The following is a 21,351-nucleotide window of genomic DNA, read 5'->3' as shown; positions in this document are numbered from 1 at the left end:
TTGTATACAAGAAAAAACTATGGGCAGATTTAGTAAGCAGAAGCTGGTTCTAGGAGTAATTTTTTTAGCCACGTTACTCATAAGTTTAGGGCTAGGGTTAGTCAAGCCAGACGCGCTTCTAGCCGTTCATCGCCATGACTATCCTAGTCCCACAGAGATCGCCATGGTTGAGCCAAAAGCACCTGTAGTCACAGAAACCGTTGAATATGTCACCATAGACGGCAAGGCTATTAACGGCTATTACGCCTATCCCAAAGATAGCACCAAGCCTCTACCTGGAATCCTAGCTATTCATGAATGGTGGGGATTAAACGAAAACATTAAGGCAATGACGCGAAGGTTAGCAGGAGAAGGTTATCAAGTTTTGGCGGTAGATTTGTATAACGGTCAAATAGCAAAAACTCCAGAAAAAGCAACACAATTAGTACTTGAGGTAACAGGCAATCCTTTAGGTGCAGAAGCAAATATTACAAAAGCCTATAATTTTTTGGCAAAGGAAAAGCAAGCACCTAAAATTGCTTCTATTGGCTGGTGTTTTGGTGGTAGTTGGTCATTAGAAACCGCTTTGCTGTTTCCCCAAGAGCTTGATGCAGCAGTAATCTACTATGGTGGAGAGATCGGTACAGCTACCGAAAAACAATTGGCAACTTTAGAAATGCCTATTCTAGGCATATTTGGGGCAGAAGATGAGTCAATTCCCGTAGCCAAAGTAAAAAAACTAGGATCTACTTTAAATAAACTGGGTAAAGAAGCAGATATCCAGATTTATGACCATGCAGGTCATGCTTTTGCTAATCCCTCTGGTCAAAACTATGTCCCTAAAGCTGCGGAAAAAGCTTGGACAGAAACTATTGATTTTCTCAATAAAAATTTAACTGATGCTTCTTAGAATTCGTTAGCAATATAACTAGGACTTAGGCATTGACAGAATGATAAGATGGTAAAGGCTGACTGGGGGACTTGGAGACTTGGAGACTTGGGGACTTGGGGACGGGGTGATACTAAATCCTGTTCGGATAGAACACTTTAAGGTTAGATAGGTCAGAGGTCAGAGGTCAGTAATAATTAACTGTAGTTATTTCTGTCCATGTACTTAGAGACTTTTGTCTTCGGAAAGATTAATTCCAAATCCCAACTAGAAGCAATCTGGGCTAGTTTTTGTGTATCATTCAAATTCTTGATGTGAGGCAAAGTACCTACAATTGGCACTTGGGTTAAAGCCTGAATCAAATCAGTTGGGGTCAAATCCTCAATGTTTGCCATTGCTTCGATTTGAGAACAATTAAGAATAATTCCTTTAAGATTTATATTAAGACTGCGTGCCAAAGCTACATTCGCTACGGCATTGGCGATCGCACCAAGCTTTACAGGTACAACCAGAACCGTAGGTAAACGCCAGTCCGCAGCAATATTACCTACAGTCAGTTCATTAGTTACGGGAGAGCCTAAACCACCTAAAGACTCTAATAAAACTAGGTTGGATTTCCGTTGCGAAGCCTGCAACTCCTGCCAGATTTTACCCAAATCAATTATCTTACCTTCTTGAGCAGCAGCGATGGGTGGTGCTAAAGGAGCATTAAAGCGCAGCGGTACAACAACATCAGTGAATTCAGACTCAGCAAATAGGCGGTTGTATAATTCGGCATCCCCTGAACCAGTTTGCATTAATTTAAATATGCTCAAAACGGTTTTCTCACTTTTATATTTATCCAATTGGTAGCGTTGCCAATAAGTAGCTAAAGCAACGGTTACAAATGTTTTACCCACATCCGTATCTGTCCCCGCAATTAATAGTGCTGTCATAACCTATTATGTAATTGTCGTTTTTTATACCTGCTCTATTACAATATCAAGATTATGTAATCGATAAAGCTAATCAAATTTACCGTAGTAAGATGTACTGATGTTGAAAAGTAGCAAAAAAAATATAATATGTTAGAGAGATTTGGTATACAGATGAACAAATATCATCCAAAAGCCCAAGCAAAAGCCAAATTTTTACTTTAAATATTTGTAATTAACTAGGAGTTTTGAGTTTTTCTCTACCAAAAATATTGTGCATAACAATAGCCTAGTAATGATAAGATTGCCCTGAATTAAGTTGAATATATTTGCCGTGAGCCATAGTACCACCTTAGTGCCTCAGTCGATGGAGCAAACTCCCTTTTTCTCAGATTCCAATCGCCTTAGATTGTTTTCTGGTTCTGCCAACGATTTTCTTGCAAGAGAGGTTGCCCGCTATCTAGGAATGGATCTCGGTCCAATGATTCGCAAACGGTTTGCTGATGGGGAGCTTTATATCCAAATTCAAGAATCAATCCGAGGGGCAGATGTTTACTTGCTTCAGCCTTGCTGCAATCCTGTAAACGATAACTTAATGGAATTAATGATTATGATCGATGCTTGTCGTCGAGCATCAGCACGTCAGATAACTCCAGTCATTCCCTATTATGGTTACGCTAGAGCAGATCGTAAAACTGCGGGCAGGGAATCTATTACAGCCAAACTAGTAGCCAATTTACTGACAGAGGCAGGAGCAAGTAGAGTTTTAGCTATGGACCTGCATTCGGCGCAGATTCAAGGCTATTTTGATATCCCTACAGATCATGTATACGGTTCTCCTGCTATTTTAAATTATTTATCAACTAAAAATTTAGACGACATAGTTGTAGTTTCACCAGATGTAGGTGGTGTAGCCAGAGCCAGAGCATTTGCCAAAAAGCTTAATGATGCTCCTTTGGCAATTATTGATAAGCGTCGTCAGGCTCATAATGTAGCTGAGGTGATGAACGTAATTGGAGATGTCAAGGGCAAAACCGCGATTCTGGTAGATGACATGATTGATACGGCAGGTACTTTAGCAGCAGGCGGCAAATTGCTGAAGAAAGAAGGTGCAAAGGAAATTTACGCCTGTGCTACCCATGCTGTCTTCTCTGATCCAGCCGTATCTAGATTATCTAGTGGAGTTTTTAAAGAGGTCATTGTTACTAATACGATTCCGATTGCAGATGATAAAAAGTTCAAGCAGTTAACTGTACTCTCGGTAGCTAATCTCTTAGGAGAAGCGATATGGCGTATTCATGAGGCTAGTTCGGTTAGCAGTATGTTTCGCTAGTCAATTTTGACCCAACTATACAAAAATTTATACCTATACCTATGAATAATACTCTTGAGACTAACCTATTTGTTGTCTACAAGAGCATTTGTTTGCCCAGCGTTTTTCTAATAAACGACGAGATCTAAAATAATTTACTTAGATTGAGGATAGAGAGGTTCTTTATAAAGAGATCCAACTCGCTTAGGAGGCCAAAAACGGACAGTTGCTTTGCCAATTATATTTTCAAGGGGAACAAAGCCCCAGTAGTGAGAATCATAACTATTATTGCGATTGTCTCCAAAAACGAAGTATTGCCCTTGAGGAACTTTGACTGGACCAAATGTATAGTTAGGAGCATCAAGAATGTATTTTTCAGTTAATCGTTTATTATTAACGTATACTCCATGATTCTTTACTTCCACAGTATCTCCTGGCAAACCGATTACCCTTTTAATAAAAGCCTGCTTATAGTCTTGTTCTCTTAAAGCTTTTGTAGGCGAAAAAACCACAACATCTCCTCGTTCTGGTTTATGAAAATGGTAGCTTATCTTTTCTACAATCAAACGGTCATTAATTTCTAAAGTGGGAAGCATTGACTCAGAAGGAATATAACGAGCTTCAGCTACACAGGCGCGAATACCAAACGCTAAGATAGCAGCAGAGACTAGAGTTTTTAACAGTTCAACTACTGGATTTTCTTCTTTTTCGGTCATAAGCACACAAATCCTCGTGCGTAATAATGGTTATGGTCAAGTTTTTGCGAAATCAAGCCGTATTTTTAGTTTTGCCAGCTAATTTTATTGAATTGGTAGTTGAGAAAAAAAGCTTAATTATCTTGGGCAGATATGAGAGAAAGCAAATTTATGTTGGTATAAATCGCGGTTTTTACGGTCATAGAAAATTCTGGAACTAAAATTACAAAATAGAGCTTTAGCGATTCCCCTATAATAAACTAAGTTATCTTGTTTAAGTAATTTGATCGAAGCTTTTGAGAGCAGCTATTGTGTTGTCAAACAAAAAGAAAGACAGTTATCAACAAAATTTTAGGGAAGAAGCTAATTACCAATGAGTATTATTCGCTCTCTTGAATCATTTTCACTTCCAGAGTTATTTAAATTAATTGAACGTGACTCCAAGTCGGGTCGTCTAATTATCGAAACTCCAATTTCTAGCAAAACCGCAAAACGCCAAGGTATATACTATATCTGGTTTAAAAAAGGACAATTAATTGCGGTCAGTGATTGCATAAATCAAAAAGGTTTGATTAATTTAATTGCGGGGAGAGGATGGTTAAGTCCACTAATTGTTTCTAGACTAAGGACTCTATGTCCTACCTCAATGCCTTTAGGAGTTTATTTACACAGGAAAAAGCTATTAAACAAGGAAAGGTTAAGCTTGGTTTTTCAATTGCAGCTTCATCAAGTTTATCGTCTTTTTCAGCTAGATGGCGGTCGCTTTAGGTTTGATGATTTTTCTCAGCTTTCAAATCGAATTTTGACGATTCCTTGGCTAGAAATGACTGGACAACAGATAAAAACCACTGAAGTTACTATCTATGCCCTTAGACTAATAAGCAATTGGGATAATTTTAGCAATCACTTACCAGAACCTAGTTTTGCTCTGCAACGTGTTGTTGAGCGATCGCATCTTAAATTAACGGCAGTCGAGCGCGAAATTTGGGAGTTGGCCAATGGCAAAACTTCGCTCATAGATATAACTAGATTAATGAAGCAATCATTATCAACAATTCAGGCGATCGCTTTTAGATTAATAGCTGTAGGACTTGTGGAGTCAGTTTTTTACCCTAACTATGATTGGACTAAACCTGACAACCAAAAAGCTCAAAACATTCAATCTAATTACAGTTACAAGCAGTAAGATAAAAAGATAGTATATAATTTTAAGCCCACAATCATAAATTTTATCAATATCATCAATTATGGATAAAAATCCTGCTTTAGTACAAGAACCTCGTTACGAACCTGCAATTGTGATCCCCCTTAAGCAAGAAGCATCTTTACTAGACTGGCTCAAAGCTAGTAATCGTCTAATTCCTCGTGAACCAGTAGAAGTAGAAAAAGAGAAAGTTAAATCTGACGATGATTTAGATGTCCTCATGGATGGTGATGACGATGACTTTGTAGATGATGTTGTTGTTGCTGATGATGATGATTAAAATTTAGCAGATCGATAAAAAAATAAGGATCGCCAAAAAGATAAAATCTTTGTCTGTTCAACATTTTGTGATGACCAGTAATTTTCGGAAAACTCAACGTAATTTAATGGTGAATGCTAAATCGCTTTCTACAGAAAAATTGATCAATCCTTCTGGTAAAGCCTTATTAATTTTTCTGATCTGTGTTTTAACCATAGGAGCGATCGCTTTTGAATCTGCTGGTCGTTCTCCGAATCAGCAATGGGGTTTGCTACTATTTCCCCTTTTGGGCTGCGCCACGATCAGTGCTTTGTTGGGGTTTTGGGTTATTCCCATACTCAACAAGCTCAAAACAGGACAAGTTGTCCAGGAAGATGGTCCTCAAAGTCATTTAAAAAAAGCGGGAACTCCCACAATGGGAGGAATTTTTTTTGTGACTGTAGCTATAGCTGCATCTTTGATTTGGGTAAAGTTGACTAATGGTACATCAATTTCGCCAGAGTTAATTGCTGTTTGTTTGCTTACCTTCGGCTATAGCTTTATTGGCTGGATTGATGATTGGCAGGTATTGCGACGTAAATCAAATAAGGGCATATCCCCTCGGATGAAGCTAACTTTACAAGTTTTGTTTGGGGTAGTTTTTACACTGTGGCTTTTGTGGTATCAGTTTCCCTCGATTACAGATATTCCCCTGCCAGGAGAACTGCATTTAGCTTTAGGTTGGTTTTTTTTGCCCTTGGCATTGTTTGTTCTCACGGCTGAAAGCAACGCTACCAACTTAACCGATGGAGTAGACGGATTAGCTGCGGGGACAGGCGCGATCGCTTTATTGGGTTTAGGGGTAATTATTAGTCCTAGTCATGGCGATCTGACCATTTTTTGCGCTTGTCTTAGCGGTGGATGTCTGGGCTTTTTGGTTCACAATTGCAACCCTGCCACGGTATTTATGGGGGATACAGGCTCTTTGGCTTTGGGTGGTGCATTGGCAGCAGTTGGACTTACTAGCAACAATCTTTGGGCATTATTTGTAGTTAGCGGTATCTTCTTTGTGGAATCTCTATCGGTGATCGCCCAGGTCACTTATTACAAGGCAACTAAAACCCCTGAAGGTAAAGGTAAACGCCTATTTAAAATGGCTCCCCTTCATCATCATTTTGAACTTAGTGGCTGGGGTGAAACTCAGGTAGTCGGTGTCTTTTATCTGGTTAATATTATGCTGGTGGCGATCGCTTATTGGCTGCACTAGCTTCTAAATTAAAAAGCTAACGAGGTCATGTAATACGCTCATTAGCAGAAAATATAACTCTATTTATAAAAAGCTTTTACTTTGTTTCTATTACATGGGTTAATCTTTCAATTGCACCAGTCAACCTTTCTTGAGCTACTAGATTAACATCAGGTTCTTCTTCTTCTAATGCCTCTTGACGAATCACACGTTTTTTAGCCTTTTCAAAAGCCTGTACAAGCACATATATACAAAAAGCAATTATCAAAAAGTTTAAAACTGCCGCTACGAATAAACCGTACTGAATACCACCTGCGGACAATTCGGAAAGTTTATCTACTCCAGCAGCTTTCATGGCAGGATTGAGAATTGCAGGAGTGATAATATCAGCAACCAAAGAATCAATAATCTTACTAAATGCAGCACCAATAATTACTGCCACAGCTAGATCGACAACATTACCACGCATGATAAAGTCGCGAAAACCTGATAAAAAGCCACCTGCTGCCTGTGTTCCTCTTCTAACCATAATTTTTTTGTTTATTCAAAAATTATAAACGCTCTTATTGTAATTGCAGATTTAGATTTGGCAATAAATTTGTTTTTGATTAGCAACTATTTCGATTTCAAATGTAAAGTTTCTAACTGTTGCCAACATAGATATAAGGCACGAGGAACATGGAAAAAGCCTTTCCATTTGCCACCTTTTAAGTTTAATAAGATTTTTCCCTCTCTATTTAAATAACCAAACCATGCTCCATAATCATCATCAAGAAAATGCTTCCATGTATAATTATGAACTTTTTCAAACCAATCTAAACACTCTTGTCGTCCAGTTAAATTAAATCCCATTAATAAAGCTACTAAAGTTTCTAAATGTACCCACCAAAGTTTTTGATCCCATTCCAATTGATGAAGAGGATGTCCTTGAGCATCCATAAAATAATAAATACCCTGATATTTTTTGTCCCAACTAAACTTAAGAGTATTCAAAACTACATCAACAGCCTGATTAACTAAATTTAAATCATGACTACGGTTAGCAATATCCATGACAAACCACATCGCCTCGATACCATGACCAGGATTAATTAACCTACCATCAAAACAATCTAAATGTTTGCCTTCGGGGGTCACGTTTTCGTACATTAATCCTGTCTCAGTATCCAAAAAATCGCCCATTACTTCTTGAACTGTTGCTGCTAAAATCTTTTCTAGCTGATTACTCTCAAGCAACCAGTCCATCTCCAGAGATAGGTTAGCCAAAATCATAGGTACAGCTAAACTTTTGAGCGATCGCGTGCCAGGAAAAGCTTTGTTATATTTACCTTTGGGGTTATGCTGACGACGTAATACGTTGTTGTATGCTTGCAAAGCAATTTCTTTGGCGTTTTCATCTCCAGCAGCCAAGGCATATTGACTAAAAGCCATGGCTGCAAAACAGTCAGAAAAAATATTATAGGGTTGAATCAGAGGCTGTCCAACTCGATCTAAAGCAAAATACCAATTCCCCAACTCATCTCGTCCATTTTTAGCCAGAAAATCTGCTCCCTGTTTGGCAATTTTCAACCATTCTTCTCGGGGGTCTAAACGGTTGTACAACATGGAATATGTCCATACCTGACGATTTTGTAACCAGATAAACTTATCGGTATCGTAGACATTTCCTTGACGATCTAAACAAGTAAAATACCCACCATATTCCTCGTCAACCGAATGGTTTGACCAAAAAGGAACTACATTATTGAGCAAGGTATCTTTATATACTTGGGCTAGATTCTTAAATGTTTGGTTCATACAAGTCTAGTAACGCTGCGGGTCATTAATAAGTATTAATTTACTGGATTTTCCAGCATTCTAATCATTTCAATTGGTTCAACAATATTTAAGCTTTACTCTACTACTGATCTTAAAATTTTCAGAATAAGAAAAGTATTTTCACAAGAATAACTCGCCTAATTATTAGCCCAACGTGCGATCGCTTTTTCACCTTGTTTCATTACCTTTTTATACCCTGCAAAAGTTTTATCTAGAGAGTTGTCTAGACGATGAACATAAAATTTTATTACCAAATCATGCGTTCAAAATTAACATTATTTCTAGCTTTAGTCAACTGTATTTATTGCAAAACTTAGCATCTAAAGCATAGCTTTTAGGTACATCTTCAGAAGCGAAATTGACGTTATCAGATTATGTTTGATTTAGATTATATTCATATTTTTATTAAATTTATGCTTTTCATATATTGATAATTTATAGCTAAAACTATTATGAAACAACTAATTCATAAAATAAGGCTTTTTACTCTTTTAAGTAGCTCATTACTTGCTGTAAGTTCAGTTAAAAAAGTATTTGCCAACGCTCAAACTTCAGTTCCAATTTCATGGATTATTTTCAACGCTGGCTTTGATAACAACATGATGGTGGCTCAATTTGTCGTTCCCGATCGTAACACTACTATTCAAGCAGGTGGGGGATTACGTCGCTATGACGCACACATGGCAAAAATGTTTGAGTTAACTCATTAAGAATGTCTCGATCAGCAAGCAGATCGCAATTGGGATGGCATTAAATGGCAATACTATGCAGGAAATCGCGATCTTGATATGGGTGCATTTAACATTAGCTGTAGCCTAGCTGGCGATATTGCTACTGCCTACGGTTTAGGACGCTCAGAAGTAACACCAGTTACCTATTATCGAGCGGATACAACTATTGACGTACCCAAGCTAAATATCGTTGGTGGAAAAGTACAGACCTGGCTCAGGTTTACGCAAAACTTTAAGCCAGTAGCCCAAGCTCAAATATTTTAATGATCGATTATTTATGTTGAAAAAAATACAAGCCTACAAAATAAAAGGATTGGCAAATTTAGCTTTAATGGCAGCGATCGCAGTACCTGCTGTTACTGTCTCCTTCTTTACAGCTCCAATAGCGATCGCTCAATCTACTAGAAAAGCAGTAGTTTTTAACCCTCCATCTAATATCAGATCTGTTCCCAACGGTCAGATAATTTGTTCAGTTCAATCGAAGACTACCATTAATGTTTACGGTCAGAACAATGGTTGGTATAAAACTGACTATTGTGGTCAGGGCTATATTCATCAAAGTCAAGTCAGTCTTCAACAGACAAGTCAAGCTCAATATTCGAGTAGTTTTTGTGATGTGATCAATATTTCTCAAGGGCAATTGGCTTTGCGTTTTACTCCTAATGGAGAATCGCGAGCGGGGTTGAATAATGGCAATACAGTGCGTCCTCTCCAACAACAGGGAGTTTGGTCATACGTACAAGTTGTACAAGGTTCTAGCAGTCCGGTCAATGGCTTGAAAGGTTGGGTAAATTCTAACTATCTTACTTGTTATTAGTTTTAGTAATTCCTCATTATTACAAATAAATATTGGATATTAGCACAGGGAAAGTAATTCGCAATCTTAGAGGTCATTCAGATGTGATTACTTCCATTGCTATTAGCCCTGATAATCGAACTATTGCTAGCTCTAGTGATGATGGAAAAATTATGGTTTGACAAAAGCCGTAAATAAATTGCATTATTGTTAGCTCAAAAGCGCGATCGCCTATTGGTTAGAAACATTATGTAAATATATAAAACTTTCGGTTCAAGCTAATTCTATACCTTTATCATCGTCAACTTGACCGTAATCAAAGATATAGGCTTTAGCGTGTAGCGTACCCTTGGTATATACCTTGACCTCAAGACGCTCTTCTTCAATCATCTGCACTAGATTTTTAATAAGCGTCTGTGCCTCATCGGTTTGGTCTAATAGTTCAATATCAGAACGTACCGTTTCTACCGTTTCAGCCTCAAGGCGATCGCTAATTAGTTTTAATCTTTTATATCCTTGAGCGATTTGTTCGATTGTCTCGCGGTTAGAGGTATTACCAATTAGTAAGCGTAGTTGCTTGATGTATCTGAGGCGATCGCACTTTGGCGGTAAAACCTAAAATAAAGAAGTAGCTTACAGCAAAATGTGCTGCGCTACTTGATTCGAGAATACAGTTTATTTTGTCTACTAATCTTTGCTTACGATTATCAATAATCTCGTGACTTGGCATATCGAGGTGTATCCATGATAGGTGATTTATAGTGGATTAATATAAAAGAGTTAGGAATAAAAATTTAAAATGACTAATTCAGTAAGCGCAGATGACCAAAAGATGAAAGCCTTATTCAAAGAGGCTATTGTCGAGGTGATGGAAGAAAATCAAGAATTAGTAAGCTCTCTATTAGTAGAAGCCTTAGAAGATATTGGACTATCTCGCGCTATCGAAGAAGGTGAAAATAGTGAATCCGTCAGCCGAGAAGAAATATTTAAAGTTTTAAGTGGTGAATAGTGCAGACAGATTTTAAAAATAGCTTTCTCAAAGACATTCGCGCTATCAAAGATAAAGCAACACTTAATCGTCTCGAAGAATTTATTAATGCGGTAGAAATAGCAGATAGTCTGGCTCAAATTCCCAATCTTAAGAAACTCAAGGGGAAAAAGAATAAACTCCACTATCGTTCTCGAATAGGTAACTACAGAGTAGGTTTGGTTATCAAGCAAGATATTGTTGCCTTTGTACGTTTCCTTCATCGAAAAGAAATTTATAGATATTTTCCATAGTTTTAAATCTGATTTTTCTCCAATAATTTATCAAGCCTTACTCTGAGATGAAATAACTAACTGTCCCATGAATCTCTTTCCTCTTGTATTTGACGATCTATATCCTCAGCACTTCTAAAAGTGTTTCTACTACGGCTTGCTTCAATTGTTTCTAATACAGATCGCTTGCTTGGTGCGCGTTCCCTTGCGCCTTGCGTCGGCGCGGGGTCGCATCCGCTTTGTTGCTTGATGTTTTTTTGGTAAAACAACGAATACATCAACAGTATCGCCAATTTCTCCTTCGGGAATTTCTATTTCAATCTTGTTTCCTGGTAAAACTTTGGTGGTTAAATGTAAAGCTGGTTGCATGGGTTTACTTATCACCATATAAATAATTATTTAAAATCTAAAGGCTAAAAACATCTTCATAAATATCTGCCATTGTTAAGGTTAAACAAACAGAATCTAGTGACAAATTGTCATCCTTAGCCAAAGTTTCAACTGTCCAATTACCTTTATTATCTCGACGATAAATTTCTACTTTAATTTCATCTTGTGAAACCAAAATATATTCCTGTAAGCTATCAATAGATTGATAATTAATACGCTTCTCTCTTTTATCTGTAGTTTCAGTCGAATTAGAAAGAACTTCTACAATTAAACTGGGGCTGGTTTTAAAGTATTTTTTACTATCATTGGGGTTGCAGGTGACTAAAAGATCGGGATAATAAAATATATCCGCTTGTTGTGCCTTAACTTTTACTTTCATATCCGAAACAAAAGCACGACACGAACCACCACGCAGATGAGGACGTAATATAGCAATAATGTTAGTAGCGATAAGATTGTGTTCTCTGCTACTTCCAGTCATAGCATAGACTTGTCCCGCTACGTATTCGTGACGTATTTCGCCATCTTGCTCGAATTCAAGGTATTCTTTGACGGTAAGGAGGTTTAAGGGCGATCGCATGATTTTATCCATTTTAAAAGATTCACTCTCTTCTCTATTGTCCTACAAGCCATAAAGCGCAGCGACGCGATCGTCTATTTTAGATTCGATAGCAGATACATCATGTTGTAAATTAGAATTTTTAAGAAGTAAAATCTCATCAACAAGCTTTGCTATTTCATTTTGTTGTTCGACGCTAGCTTTAGGAATTGGCAGTTTCTTCCAACTTTTTGCTTAAGTAAGCGATCGCCATTGGAACAGCTATAAATTACTCTAAAGTCAACACCGCGATTAGAGATCCTCTCTCGCGGTCATTATTTCTGCCACCAGAAGCCAATAATAAAGGGTAGTCATGCTAACTCCGAAGCAATGCGATCGCTCTAATTTCTACGAAAAAGTTCTTGATTTACTCTAAGGCTGATGATATAAAGCCAAAATAACTGTTTTTTTGACCTATGATATATGAGCCAAATCACAAAAAACTTGTGTTTCTTTTTTTTAATCCTCAAGGTTTATTCATCGAATTAATTTTGATTAAGCTTCCCGTTAAGCTCGTCAATAAAGACAGCAACTTTATCTGCTTCTTGGGTATTACCTGCGCTTTTATATAACTTTAGAGCTTGATTAAAGGCAGCGATCGCTTCATCATATCTTTTTCTAGCTCTTAGAGAAATGCCTAAATAACGATATCCAGAAGGGTTATTAGCAGCAATTGTCGTCAAACGTCTAAACTCAGAGGTAGAACGAATGTAATTCTGCTTTGCTAAATAAACTTTACCAATACCTTCAATAGCTTCTGCGGAATTGAGCTTTAGTCGAGATGCTTGTTGATATTCAATTAAAGCTGCGTCGAATTTTTGCTGTTGATACAGTACGTCTCCTGTACGCAAATAAATCGAATGGTCATAAGGATCATTTTGTTTAGCTATCTTTAATACTTTTAATGCTGATGTAAAGTCATTTTTGCTCAAAAGAGCAGTAGCTAACTGAATTTGTAAATCAGCTAATTGAGGATATTGCTGAATGGCTTTTTGAATTAAAGAAATAGCTTGGGGGGATTTGTCTTGTTCAATTAAAAGGCGAGAAACAACGCTATAAGCCTGTTCGTTGTCAGGAGCGATCGCTAAAATATGATTATAAGTCTCAACTGCTCGATCGTATTCCTTTTCTCGCAGCAAGACCACTCCCAAACCAAGATGGTTTTGAATGTTGTCTGGTTCTAGTTCAATGGCTTTTTCATAGGCTACTGCTGCTTTAGCGTTTTCTCCTGCATTACCCAGGCAAAAGCCTAAAGCATAGTAAAGTTTAGGATCGTCAGGAGATAAAGCGATCGCCTGTTGATAAGCTTTTGCTGCTGCATCATATTCTGTTCTTAGAGTCTGCACATAACCAATGCCAGAAAAAATTTGCGAATTTTGACGATCTAAACTAGCTGCTTTCTCGTAAGTTTTTAAAGCCCGATCGTAATTTTGTTTCTCTACATACTGTTTACCCTTAAGCAACAAATTGTTAAGCTCTAGATAATTTGCTTGAGCGATCGCCTGCTCGGAATTAGCCTTGGTTGCCGTGGGCAGTAGAAGAAGTGCTAGAGCTATAAAAGCAGAGCAAGTAAAGTTCGCAATTTTATACGACATAGAGTATTAATCGTTTTTCTTCAACAAATATTAAAATCTACCATATCCACATAATAGGCAACCAACATATTAACTGTTAACAAACTTGAGTATTATTTTCACTGGCGTTGTCGTTTTGTGATTAGAATTTTAGGCTTTTAATACTCTATGCGATGGCGTTTGGAGTTGGTAAATATTTTTCTGTCAAAGGGCAACCAATTTCTTAACTAGCATTCTCTCTAAATCAATGGCATCCATTTCTCGCTATCTTTTTTTAAGGAAGAAAAGAAGTATCCCTTATCCAATAGCTTGATTCTTCTGCATAAAAGCAGCAAGTTTACAATCCTCCAAACCACTCGTATCCTAGATCTTCCCAATATCCTTTAGTCGGCATCAACTGATTTGTCAGCATAATTTGAGTTACCCATTTACTTTGTTTGTAGCCCAATTTAATTGGGGAAGCCAGACGCAGAGGCGCACCGTTATCAACCGACAAAGGCTGTCCATTTTTCTGATATGCCATCAGCGTTTGAGGATGTGTTGCCGAAGCTAAATCCCAGCTTTCGTAGTAACCATCGGCAGATTTGAAGTAAACATAACGGGCATTTGATTTAGGTTGGGCTAATCGAAGCAATTCGGATAGTCGCACTCCGCCCCATTGGACGATCGCTGCCCAGCCTTCGACACACACGTGCTGAATCACCATTGATGTTAGCGGTAGTGCCTGAAGATCTGTCAAACTTAACTGCATCGGCTGATTAACTTCACCTTCAATCTGTAGGCGATATTGTGCAGGATCGATTTGTGGCGTTTGATCGAAGGTGTTGATTAAAAGTTTATCAGGCTCGATCGCACTGACTGGAAATTCAGGAACGGCTTTGTGGGCAAGTAACAAGGCTTGTGATGCTTGATTGAGTGGCTCAAAAGCTTGCCCGACTTCACTCGATCCTAAACTTGAACCGCAGCTATTAAGCAGTAAAGCGGCACCAGATAATCCAGACCACTGCAACAGTTGACGACGAGAAATAAATTTAGACATTTTTATAAATAATAAATAATTATCCTCAGATAAACATAGATTTTATGAGGCGAACACTACCAACTCTTAAGGCTAACAATGAGTGAACCAGAGTAAATAAGATCACAATAGGAACGGCAAGAAAATGAATGGTACGAAGCGTCTGCCAATTGACAAATAAGCTGGATAACCAATGAAATGAAGCGGGTTTATACATTGCCAAACCAGACGCGATCGACAAGAGTAAAATCGGCAGAATGGCTGTATAAACCAATCGATGGAGTGCGTAATTTTTGCGCTTAGGATTCTGGCTCACCCGCAAAGCCTTAACATCACTTTCGCTGACAAATCGTTTCTCCCAACGGCGCGAAATAAACACATATAACCCATACCACAGCAGATTCAAGGCATAAAACCACATCGCCGTAAAATGCCAATGCCGTCCACCTGCCAACCATCCGCCTAGAGTTAAAAAATCGGGAAAATGCCACCCTCCACGTCCGCCAAACACTGGATTGGCGTTGTAGATTTGCAATCCACTAAAAAGCATTACAAACAGACTAATCAAATTTGTCCAGTGAAAGATTTTTGAGAGGAGGGTTTGAGATGGAGACGGCTTAGATTTTCCACGTTTGGCGGGTATGGCAGAATTCATGATTAAAGTTCCTTATTCTAAATTGAAAATGTCGGAAAATAGGGAGCTAGCCAAAGCTGAATTTGGACATCCCAACCCAACAGAATTGCGATCGCCGTCACAATTACGATCGCACCTCCAGCTTTTTGTAAGACTACACTGTGACGACGCAAACTGAGCAGTCGCCGACTAATTTTACGTCCTCCATAAGAAAGCGCAATGAGCGGCAACGCTGCTCCAAACCCATAAGCCATCAGTAAACTAAAAGCACTTACCACCTGATGATTGACGGCTGCCAGCACTAGAATTCCGCCTAAAACGGGTCCCGCGCAGGGTGTCCACAGCAGTCCCAATTGAGTCCCTAACCAAAACTCTCCCCACAGTCCAATTCGAGGACGTTCTTTAGTCCATTGCTGGATTGGCAAGTAGCTGAACAATTTATAACTCAAGCTGGGAAATAACGCCAGGATACCTAAGAGCAGCAGAATTGCGATCGCGCCGTACCTGAGAAAATTAGCGAGTCCAGTGAACCAGCTAGCACTGATACCTAATAAACTCCCCGCAACCGCAAAGCCTCCAACTAAGCCAACCACCAAAGCAACTGGACCATAGCGATGAGACTGGAGCGATCGACCCACTAATACTGGCAGAATTGGCAATACACAAGGAGACAAAACGGTCAAAATTCCAGCAAGGATCGCAATTGGAAAAGAAAGGGTAAATGTATTCATGAAGAAAAGAAACGCAAGTGCAAATTGTCAGGTTAGGTTTCTTTCAATAGCTGTTGAATGGTCTGCTCAGTCGTATCATAAGCGCCTTCGCCAATATGATCGTAGCGCATAAAGCCGTGTCGATCTGCTAAAAACAAATGAGGCCAATATTGATTGCTGTATGCATTCCACGTTTTGTATTCGTTGTCGACTGGGACAGGATAGGTAATTTGATGCTGTTTTAGGGCGCGTTTGATATTATTCGGCTCGCGCTCAAAGGCAAATTCTGGCGTATGAATGCCAACTACTCTCAATCCCTGTGCTGCATACTTGCTGTTCCATTTGACAATATAAGGCAGCGTGCGCTGACAATTGATGCAGGCAAACGTCCAAAACTGAATTAAGACAACATTGCCTTTGAGATCGGCGATCGCCAGAGGATCTGAGTTTAACCATTGCTGAATCCCCTGAAAATCGGGGAGTTGTTTTCCAGCAGCAGCTAAGGCAGCAGAAGCAGTTTCGGCTTTGGTCGCAGCAGGAGTAGGTAAAGCCGTTGCGGTCGAATTATTGCCTTTAGTGCCTACTCCAAGAGCAGCCGTTACGCCTGCTCCAACCACACCCAGACCTAAATAAAATAAAACTTGACGACGCTGACGAGAAACTTTGTCCATGATAGTTTCACCAAATAAATTACAAGAAGTACAAATCGATTACTTGCACAATTGCCAACTAATTTGGTTTAGCGTGTAAGAACTCGATCAATGAAAGTTGTTCGGATAAGAGATGAAGCAACTGGGGTTTTGTGGGTGTTTATTTTTTCATAGCACCGCCATCATCTTTCATCGTGCCACCCTGCTGCATAGCACCGTCATCATCTTTCATCGTGCCACCCTGTTGCATAGCACCGCCATCATCTTTCATCGTCTCACCCTGTTGCATGGCATCGCCATCATCTTTCATCGTGCCACCCTGCTGCATAGCACCGTCATCATCTTTCATCGTCTCACCCTGCTGCATAGCACCGTCATCATCTTTCATCGTCTCACCCTGCTGCATAGTGTCGGGTTGTGTTGTGCTTTCAGCAGTTACATTGGGTGTAGTTTGCTGACTCTCTGCTTTGGGAGTAGAGCAAGCGGCGAGACTACCAATTAAAGTTAAGGTAGTGACTAAGCCAATAATTTTCTGATTCATATTCATAATTGTTGTCATCCAAATTGTAGGTTGATCTTGAGAGATCGATAGGTAAATTGCTTAACTTAAAAGGCTTTTGACCTTTTAACTTACTCAAGTATGCTGACTGTGAATGAAACTTATCTGAATTAAATCTATAAATTTACTGAATCTATGTATTGGAAAGTCTCATTTAAAACTCAGCGTTTTCTCAGGTAACTGTACTTGCAACTTTATGAAGTCAGAGGTCAGCAAGGTGTACCCACCGCAGCTAGTCAGAAATCAAACACTAGCATCGAAAAAGTATGTTCATGCAAGAGATCCCATGAACTATAGTTCACAACCCAGGGATAAAAATAAAACCATTAATGAATTTGGGTTATTCTAGCTTCTATTTTCAAGCTAGGTCTAGTAATCATCTCCCAAACGTAATCATCCGTAATTTTGACATAATTCTAATATACTTGCACTAATTAGTCTTATTTTTCGCTATCTTTTTTAAGAGGGAACAGTTATTATTTATCCGTCATACTTCATCCCTCATACTTCATCTCTCATCTCTTCAAATTATGGCTTTTGCATCGGTAGTACGGACGATAGAAAAATCGCCTTTAACCAGAGAATTACTAATAAAACTTGATAAAGGGCAGTCATTGCTGCTTAATGGCATACCACGTTTACCAAAGGGAATTGTTAGCTCTAGTTTGGCAAAAGCCCAAGACAAAAACTTATTTTTAGTTTGTCCTACCTTAGAAGAGGCTGGACGCTGGGCTGCCCAATTAGAGGCGATGGGGTGGCAGACAGTAAATTTTTATCCTACCTCCGAAGCAAGTCCTTATGACCCATTTGACCCCGAATCAGAGATAACTTGGGGACAGATGCAGGTTTTGTCAATTATCAATGAGGGAGATAATCATAAACCGATCGCCATAGTTGCTACAGAGCGATCGCTTCAGCCTCATTTGCCACCCCCAGAGGTGTTTGGGTCTTATTGTCAGACGCTACAGCAGGGGATGGAGTTGACCTCGAAGCAGCTAGATGAATCTTTGGCTAAATTGGGTTATGAACGAGTAGCTTTGGTAGAAACAGAAGGGCAATGGAGTAGAAGAGGCGATATTGTGGATATCTTCCCAGTATCAGCAGAATTACCCGTGAGGCTGGAGTGGTTTGGGGATGAGTTAGAAAAGTTAAAGGAGTTCGATCCTGCTACTCAAAGATCTTTAGACAAACTGGAGCAGTTGTTATTAACGCCAACTTCTTTTAATACCATAATTGCTAATAGTATTTTGGAAAATGGTAAAAGTGTTGAAAGCTATTTAGATGATGAAGAATTAGAAGCTCTACTTGAGGGCAATCCGCCAGAAGGGATGAGGCGATTTTTAGGAATTGCTTTTGATAAACATGTTTCGATTTTAGATTATTTACCTGACAATACCTTGATAGCTATTGATGAATTAGAACAATGCCAGGCACATAGCGATCGCTGGATAGAACTGGCAGAATCTCAATGGCAAGGTTTAGAGCAAAGTCTGCCCAAAATTCACGCTGAGTTCCAAAATTGTTTAGCCAAAACTGATAAGTTTGACTGTATTTATTTATCTGAAATTGCCGAAGAAAAACCTCGTTTAAATATAGCTAAACCTGACGCGGTATCAGTACATAATTTACAGGCGCGTCCTATTCCTACTACGCCCAACCAGTTTGCCAAACTAGCGGGGATTCTAAGAGGTAAACGAGAAATATACAGCGGGATGACCTTGGAAAAATATCAAACTTGGTTGATTTCTGCCCAGCCTAGTCGTTCGGCTTCTCTATTACAAGAACATGATTGTCCCGTTCAGTTTGTTCCTAATCCTCAAGACTTTAGAGCCATTGAAAAAGCTCATATTCAAAGTACAGCCGTAGCGGTAAAATATTCAGGTTTAGCAGAATTAGAAGGGTTTATTTTACCGACTTATCGAATTGTCATTGTTACGGATAAAGAATTTTTTGGACAGCAAATTTTAGCGACATCAGGCTATATTCGTAAGCGTCGTCGGGCTACTTCTAAAAAAGTCGATCTAAACAAATTACGTCCAGGAGATTATGTGGTGCATAAGCATCACGGCTTAGGGAAATTTATTGAGCTAGAAACTTTAGTCCACCGTGAATATTTGGTAGTTCAATATGCCGATGGAATACTAAGAGTTCCCGCTGATTCTTTGGATATGCTGACGCGATTTCGACAGGTAGGCAAGCGTCCGCCAGAGTTAAATAAAATGGCAGCAAAGTCTTGGTCAAACACTAAGACTAGAGTTAAGAAAAATATTAAGAGGTTGGCGGTAGATTTATTAAAGCTCTATGCTAAACGCTCAAAACTAGAAGGTTATGCCTACCCTCCTGATAACCCTTGGCAACAAGAACTAGAAGATTCATTTCCCTATCAACCTACCCCAGATCAACTCAAAGCCACCCAAGATATCAAGATAGATTTAGAAAGCGATCGCCCGATGGATCGGCTTGTCTGTGGCGATGTGGGTTTTGGTAAAACGGAAGTGGCAATTAGGGCAATTTTTAAAGTAATTACCAGTGGTAATAAGCAGGTAGCGTTTCTCGCACCTACAACTATTTTGACGCAACAGCACTATCACACCCTCAAAGAAAGATTTGCGCCTTATCCGATCAACGTTGGCTTATTAAATCGTTTCCGCACTGCTTCTGAGAAAAAAGAGATTATGCAACGGCTGGCTACAGGAGAGTTAGATTTAGTGGTGGGTACTCAACAGCTATTAAATAAGGATGTCAAGTTTAAAGACTTAGGAATGCTGGTGGTAGATGAAGAACAACGGTTTGGGGTTAACCAAAAGGAAAAAATCAAGGCTTTTAAAGCGCAGGTAGATGTATTAACCCTCTCTGCCACTCCTATTCCCCGCACGTTATATATGTCCCTGTCGGGAATTAGGGAAATGAGCTTAATTACCACGCCTCCGCCATCTCGTCGTCCAATTAAAACCCATCTTTCTCCTTATAACCCTGAAGTAATTCGCAACGCCATCCGTAATGAGTTAGACAGGGGTGGACAAGCATTTTATGTTGTACCAAGAGTCGAAGGCATTGAAGAAGTTAGCGCACAGATACGGGAGATGATTCCTAATATCAAAATTGCGATCGCTCATGGACAGATGCCAGAGGCGGAATTGGAATCAACCATGCTTACTTTTGGTAATGGCGAAGCGGATTTACTACTTTGCACCACCATCATCGAGTCTGGTTTAGATATCCCTCGCGTCAACACAATTATTGTCGAAGATTCCCAAAGATTTGGCTTATCCCAACTGTATCAGCTAAGAGGAAGAGTCGGACGAGCGGGGATTCAAGCACACGCATGGTTACTATACCCCAACAAACAAACTTTATCAGATACGGCTCGCAAAAGACTTAGAGCTTTACAAGAATTTAGTCAATTGGGTTCGGGCTATCAACTAGCGACACGGGATATGGAAATACGCGGTGTGGGTAGTCTTTTGGGTGCAGAACAATCTGGGCAAATAACTAACATTGGCTTTGAGCTTTATATGGAAATGCTGCAAGAAGCAATCAAAGAAATTCAAGGACAGGAAATACCCAAAGTAGAAGATACCCAAATAGATCTCAAGCTTACCTCCTTTATCCCCGCCAGCTACATTGCTGATGCTGGACAAAAAATGGATGCCTATCGGGCGATCGCTACTGCATCCTCAAAAAAAGAACTGGTACAGATTGCAGCCGAATGGGAAGATCGCTATGGTGCAATTCCCTCCCCGACTCAACAGCTAATACAGGTAATGGAATTAAAGCAAATAGCTAAGGCGATCGGCTTTTCCCGTATTAAGCCTGAAGGACAAACAAATATTGTCTTGGAAACCCCAATGGCTGAACCTGCTTGGAATTTATTAGCGAAAAATCTGCCTAAGCACTTGCGATCGCGTTTTGTCTATGCGCCAAAGAAAGTCATCGTGCGCGGTTTGGGTATTGTTAAACCTCAGAAGCAATTGGATAATTTGAGCGAATGGTTAGGTATAATTCACAAGGCTTTACCTGAATTGGAATTGGTTTAAATAAGGGTAATCATGTAGAAGTAATGATTTAAGATATACTTTTAACTACGAAAACATTATATGCGTCATACATTTAATCACCAACGGCGTTATTAGCTT

General features: G+C 39.2%; 24 protein-coding genes and 1 pseudogene. 12 read left to right on the top strand and 13 right to left on the bottom strand.

What is annotated here, in order from left to right; genetic code table 11:
• The first annotated feature begins 19 nt into the window (after positions 1–19).
• The gene (locus SLP02_RS03145; protein ID WP_319419197.1) at positions 20–889 is read left to right on the top strand and encodes a dienelactone hydrolase family protein; all 870 of its coding nucleotides are present in this window, start codon (positions 20–22) and stop codon (positions 887–889) included.
• Positions 890–1,065: 176 nt separating this feature from the next.
• On the opposite strand, the gene bioD is transcribed toward SLP02_RS03145, so the two are convergent.
• Positions 1,066–1,803, bottom strand: a complete 738-nt coding sequence (bioD, locus tag SLP02_RS03140; RefSeq protein WP_319419196.1) for a dethiobiotin synthase — start codon at positions 1,801–1,803, stop codon at positions 1,066–1,068.
• Positions 1,804–2,149: 346 nt separating this feature from the next.
• Between bioD and SLP02_RS03135 the strand changes: the two genes are divergently transcribed.
• Entirely contained in the window at positions 2,150–3,115 is a 966-nt protein-coding gene (locus SLP02_RS03135; protein WP_319423645.1) for a ribose-phosphate pyrophosphokinase, read from the top strand.
• A 134-nt stretch (positions 3,116–3,249) separates the two neighbouring features.
• Here SLP02_RS03135 and lepB read toward each other — a convergent pair whose 3' ends face one another.
• Positions 3,250–3,810, bottom strand: a complete 561-nt coding sequence (lepB, locus tag SLP02_RS03130) for a signal peptidase I (protein ID WP_319419195.1) — start codon at positions 3,808–3,810, stop codon at positions 3,250–3,252.
• 352 nt (positions 3,811–4,162) lie between these two features.
• On the opposite strand from lepB, the gene SLP02_RS03125 reads away from it, so the two are divergent.
• The 3 genes from SLP02_RS03125 (at position 4,163) to mraY (ending at position 6,498) form a co-directional block, all read left to right on the top strand.
• Positions 4,163–4,975 (top strand): DUF4388 domain-containing protein, encoded by an 813-nt coding sequence (locus SLP02_RS03125; RefSeq protein WP_319419194.1) that lies wholly within the window; start codon positions 4,163–4,165, stop codon positions 4,973–4,975.
• A gap of 61 nt (positions 4,976–5,036) precedes the next feature.
• The gene (locus SLP02_RS03120) at positions 5,037–5,273 is read left to right on the top strand and encodes a DUF3134 domain-containing protein (protein ID WP_319419193.1); all 237 of its coding nucleotides are present in this window, start codon (positions 5,037–5,039) and stop codon (positions 5,271–5,273) included.
• A gap of 109 nt (positions 5,274–5,382) precedes the next feature.
• Positions 5,383–6,498: a phospho-N-acetylmuramoyl-pentapeptide-transferase gene (gene mraY, locus SLP02_RS03115; protein WP_413467314.1), complete on the top strand. Its 1,116-nt coding sequence runs from the start codon at positions 5,383–5,385 to the stop codon at positions 6,496–6,498.
• Positions 6,499–6,574: 76 nt separating this feature from the next.
• Here mraY and mscL read toward each other — a convergent pair whose 3' ends face one another.
• Together mscL and SLP02_RS03105 are read right to left on the bottom strand one after the other, a co-directional pair.
• Positions 6,575–7,006, bottom strand: coding sequence for a large conductance mechanosensitive channel protein MscL (mscL, locus tag SLP02_RS03110; RefSeq protein ID WP_319419191.1), 432 nt, complete (start codon positions 7,004–7,006; stop codon positions 6,575–6,577).
• An 86-nt stretch (positions 7,007–7,092) separates the two neighbouring features.
• Entirely contained in the window at positions 7,093–8,274 is a 1,182-nt protein-coding gene (locus SLP02_RS03105; RefSeq protein WP_319419190.1) for an AGE family epimerase/isomerase, read from the bottom strand.
• 473 nt (positions 8,275–8,747) lie between these two features.
• Between SLP02_RS03105 and SLP02_RS03100 the strand changes: the two genes are divergently transcribed.
• From SLP02_RS03100 to SLP02_RS03085, 4 genes are all read left to right on the top strand, one after another.
• Complete coding sequence (locus SLP02_RS03100) at positions 8,748–9,005, top strand: hypothetical protein (RefSeq protein ID WP_319419189.1); 258 nt, start codon at positions 8,748–8,750, stop codon at positions 9,003–9,005.
• A 78-nt stretch (positions 9,006–9,083) separates the two neighbouring features.
• The gene (locus tag SLP02_RS03095) at positions 9,084–9,290 is read left to right on the top strand and encodes a hypothetical protein (protein WP_319419188.1); all 207 of its coding nucleotides are present in this window, start codon (positions 9,084–9,086) and stop codon (positions 9,288–9,290) included.
• 13 nt (positions 9,291–9,303) lie between these two features.
• Entirely contained in the window at positions 9,304–9,843 is a 540-nt protein-coding gene (locus SLP02_RS03090) for an SH3 domain-containing protein (protein ID WP_319419187.1), read from the top strand.
• Between the two features lie 32 nt (positions 9,844–9,875).
• The gene (locus SLP02_RS03085) at positions 9,876–10,004 is read left to right on the top strand and encodes a WD40 repeat domain-containing protein (protein ID WP_319419186.1); all 129 of its coding nucleotides are present in this window, start codon (positions 9,876–9,878) and stop codon (positions 10,002–10,004) included.
• A gap of 106 nt (positions 10,005–10,110) precedes the next feature.
• Here SLP02_RS03085 and SLP02_RS26450 read toward each other — a convergent pair.
• Positions 10,111–10,552: pseudogene (locus tag SLP02_RS26450) on the bottom strand (helicase); the annotation flags it as partial.
• Between the two features lie 69 nt (positions 10,553–10,621).
• On the opposite strand from SLP02_RS26450, the gene SLP02_RS03070 reads away from it, so the two are divergent.
• Positions 10,622–10,831, top strand: a complete 210-nt coding sequence (locus tag SLP02_RS03070; protein ID WP_319419183.1) for a hypothetical protein — start codon at positions 10,622–10,624, stop codon at positions 10,829–10,831.
• Entirely contained in the window at positions 10,831–11,103 is a 273-nt protein-coding gene (locus tag SLP02_RS03065) for a type II toxin-antitoxin system RelE family toxin (RefSeq protein ID WP_319419182.1), read from the top strand. Before SLP02_RS03070 ends, SLP02_RS03065 begins: the two co-directional genes overlap by 1 nt.
• A 141-nt stretch (positions 11,104–11,244) precedes the next feature.
• On the opposite strand, the gene SLP02_RS03060 is transcribed toward SLP02_RS03065, so the two are convergent.
• The 8 genes from SLP02_RS03060 to SLP02_RS03025 all read right to left on the bottom strand — a co-directional run bounded on the left by SLP02_RS03060 (position 11,245) and on the right by SLP02_RS03025 (position 17,197).
• Positions 11,245–11,469, bottom strand: coding sequence for a hypothetical protein (locus SLP02_RS03060; RefSeq protein ID WP_319419181.1), 225 nt, complete (start codon positions 11,467–11,469; stop codon positions 11,245–11,247).
• A 19-nt stretch (positions 11,470–11,488) separates the two neighbouring features.
• Positions 11,489–12,052, bottom strand: a complete 564-nt coding sequence (locus SLP02_RS03055; protein WP_413467313.1) for a Uma2 family endonuclease — start codon at positions 12,050–12,052, stop codon at positions 11,489–11,491.
• A gap of 503 nt (positions 12,053–12,555) precedes the next feature.
• A complete protein-coding gene (locus tag SLP02_RS03050) occupies positions 12,556–13,665 on the bottom strand; it encodes a tetratricopeptide repeat protein (RefSeq protein WP_319419179.1) in 1,110 nt (369 codons plus the stop codon).
• A 316-nt stretch (positions 13,666–13,981) separates the two neighbouring features.
• Positions 13,982–14,683, bottom strand: a complete 702-nt coding sequence (locus SLP02_RS03045; protein ID WP_319419178.1) for a molybdopterin-dependent oxidoreductase — start codon at positions 14,681–14,683, stop codon at positions 13,982–13,984.
• A gap of 25 nt (positions 14,684–14,708) precedes the next feature.
• Positions 14,709–15,317 carry a cytochrome b/b6 domain-containing protein gene (locus SLP02_RS03040; RefSeq protein ID WP_319419177.1) on the bottom strand — a complete coding sequence of 203 codons (609 nt, stop codon included), beginning with the start codon at positions 15,315–15,317 and terminating at the stop codon, positions 14,709–14,711.
• Positions 15,318–15,334: 17 nt separating this feature from the next.
• Positions 15,335–16,027, bottom strand: a complete 693-nt coding sequence (locus tag SLP02_RS03035) for a cytochrome c biogenesis CcdA family protein (RefSeq protein WP_319419176.1) — start codon at positions 16,025–16,027, stop codon at positions 15,335–15,337.
• A 32-nt stretch (positions 16,028–16,059) separates the two neighbouring features.
• Positions 16,060–16,677 (bottom strand): thioredoxin family protein, encoded by a 618-nt coding sequence (locus SLP02_RS03030; RefSeq protein WP_319419175.1) that lies wholly within the window; start codon positions 16,675–16,677, stop codon positions 16,060–16,062.
• 139 nt (positions 16,678–16,816) lie between these two features.
• Positions 16,817–17,197: a hypothetical protein gene (locus SLP02_RS03025; protein WP_319419174.1), complete on the bottom strand. Its 381-nt coding sequence runs from the start codon at positions 17,195–17,197 to the stop codon at positions 16,817–16,819.
• A gap of 548 nt (positions 17,198–17,745) precedes the next feature.
• Between SLP02_RS03025 and mfd the strand changes: the two genes are divergently transcribed.
• A complete protein-coding gene (gene mfd, locus SLP02_RS03020; RefSeq protein WP_319419173.1) occupies positions 17,746–21,252 on the top strand; it encodes a transcription-repair coupling factor in 3,507 nt (1,168 codons plus the stop codon).
• Positions 21,253–21,351: the final 99 nt, after the last annotated feature.

Origin of the sequence: Pleurocapsa sp. FMAR1 (genome assembly GCF_963665995.1) — a bacterium.
In the GTDB taxonomy this organism is placed as follows: Bacteria; Cyanobacteriota; Cyanobacteriia; order Cyanobacteriales; family Xenococcaceae; genus Waterburya.
The sequence above is the reverse complement of the archived record's forward strand: the minus strand, read 5'-3'. Positions and strand labels throughout refer to the sequence as shown.

What these genes read in the sequence shown, in the direction of transcription:
- SLP02_RS03145 (WP_319419197.1), top strand. Translation starts at nt 20, where the DNA reads ATGGGCAGATTTAGTAAGCAGAAGCTGGTTCTAGGAGTAATTTTTTTA.
- bioD (WP_319419196.1), bottom strand. Translation starts at nt 1,803, where the DNA reads ATGACAGCACTATTAATTGCGGGGACAGATACGGATGTGGGTAAAACA.
- SLP02_RS03135 (WP_319423645.1), top strand. Translation starts at nt 2,150, where the DNA reads ATGGAGCAAACTCCCTTTTTCTCAGATTCCAATCGCCTTAGATTGTTT.
- lepB (WP_319419195.1), bottom strand. Translation starts at nt 3,810, where the DNA reads ATGACCGAAAAAGAAGAAAATCCAGTAGTTGAACTGTTAAAAACTCTA.
- SLP02_RS03125 (WP_319419194.1), top strand. Translation starts at nt 4,163, where the DNA reads ATGAGTATTATTCGCTCTCTTGAATCATTTTCACTTCCAGAGTTATTT.
- SLP02_RS03120 (WP_319419193.1), top strand. Translation starts at nt 5,037, where the DNA reads ATGGATAAAAATCCTGCTTTAGTACAAGAACCTCGTTACGAACCTGCA.
- mscL (WP_319419191.1), bottom strand. Translation starts at nt 7,006, where the DNA reads ATGGTTAGAAGAGGAACACAGGCAGCAGGTGGCTTTTTATCAGGTTTT.
- SLP02_RS03105 (WP_319419190.1), bottom strand. Translation starts at nt 8,274, where the DNA reads ATGAACCAAACATTTAAGAATCTAGCCCAAGTATATAAAGATACCTTG.
- SLP02_RS03100 (WP_319419189.1), top strand. Translation starts at nt 8,748, where the DNA reads ATGAAACAACTAATTCATAAAATAAGGCTTTTTACTCTTTTAAGTAGC.
- SLP02_RS03095 (WP_319419188.1), top strand. Translation starts at nt 9,084, where the DNA reads ATGGGTGCATTTAACATTAGCTGTAGCCTAGCTGGCGATATTGCTACT.
- SLP02_RS03090 (WP_319419187.1), top strand. Translation starts at nt 9,304, where the DNA reads ATGTTGAAAAAAATACAAGCCTACAAAATAAAAGGATTGGCAAATTTA.
- SLP02_RS03070 (WP_319419183.1), top strand. Translation starts at nt 10,622, where the DNA reads ATGACTAATTCAGTAAGCGCAGATGACCAAAAGATGAAAGCCTTATTC.
- SLP02_RS03060 (WP_319419181.1), bottom strand. Translation starts at nt 11,469, where the DNA reads ATGGTGATAAGTAAACCCATGCAACCAGCTTTACATTTAACCACCAAA.
- SLP02_RS03055 (WP_413467313.1), bottom strand. Translation starts at nt 12,052, where the DNA reads ATGCGATCGCCCTTAAACCTCCTTACCGTCAAAGAATACCTTGAATTC.
- SLP02_RS03050 (WP_319419179.1), bottom strand. Translation starts at nt 13,665, where the DNA reads ATGTCGTATAAAATTGCGAACTTTACTTGCTCTGCTTTTATAGCTCTA.
- SLP02_RS03045 (WP_319419178.1), bottom strand. Translation starts at nt 14,683, where the DNA reads ATGTCTAAATTTATTTCTCGTCGTCAACTGTTGCAGTGGTCTGGATTA.
- SLP02_RS03040 (WP_319419177.1), bottom strand. Translation starts at nt 15,317, where the DNA reads ATGAATTCTGCCATACCCGCCAAACGTGGAAAATCTAAGCCGTCTCCA.
- SLP02_RS03035 (WP_319419176.1), bottom strand. Translation starts at nt 16,027, where the DNA reads ATGAATACATTTACCCTTTCTTTTCCAATTGCGATCCTTGCTGGAATT.
- SLP02_RS03030 (WP_319419175.1), bottom strand. Translation starts at nt 16,677, where the DNA reads ATGGACAAAGTTTCTCGTCAGCGTCGTCAAGTTTTATTTTATTTAGGT.
- SLP02_RS03025 (WP_319419174.1), bottom strand. Translation starts at nt 17,197, where the DNA reads ATGAATCAGAAAATTATTGGCTTAGTCACTACCTTAACTTTAATTGGT.
- mfd (WP_319419173.1), top strand. Translation starts at nt 17,746, where the DNA reads ATGGCTTTTGCATCGGTAGTACGGACGATAGAAAAATCGCCTTTAACC.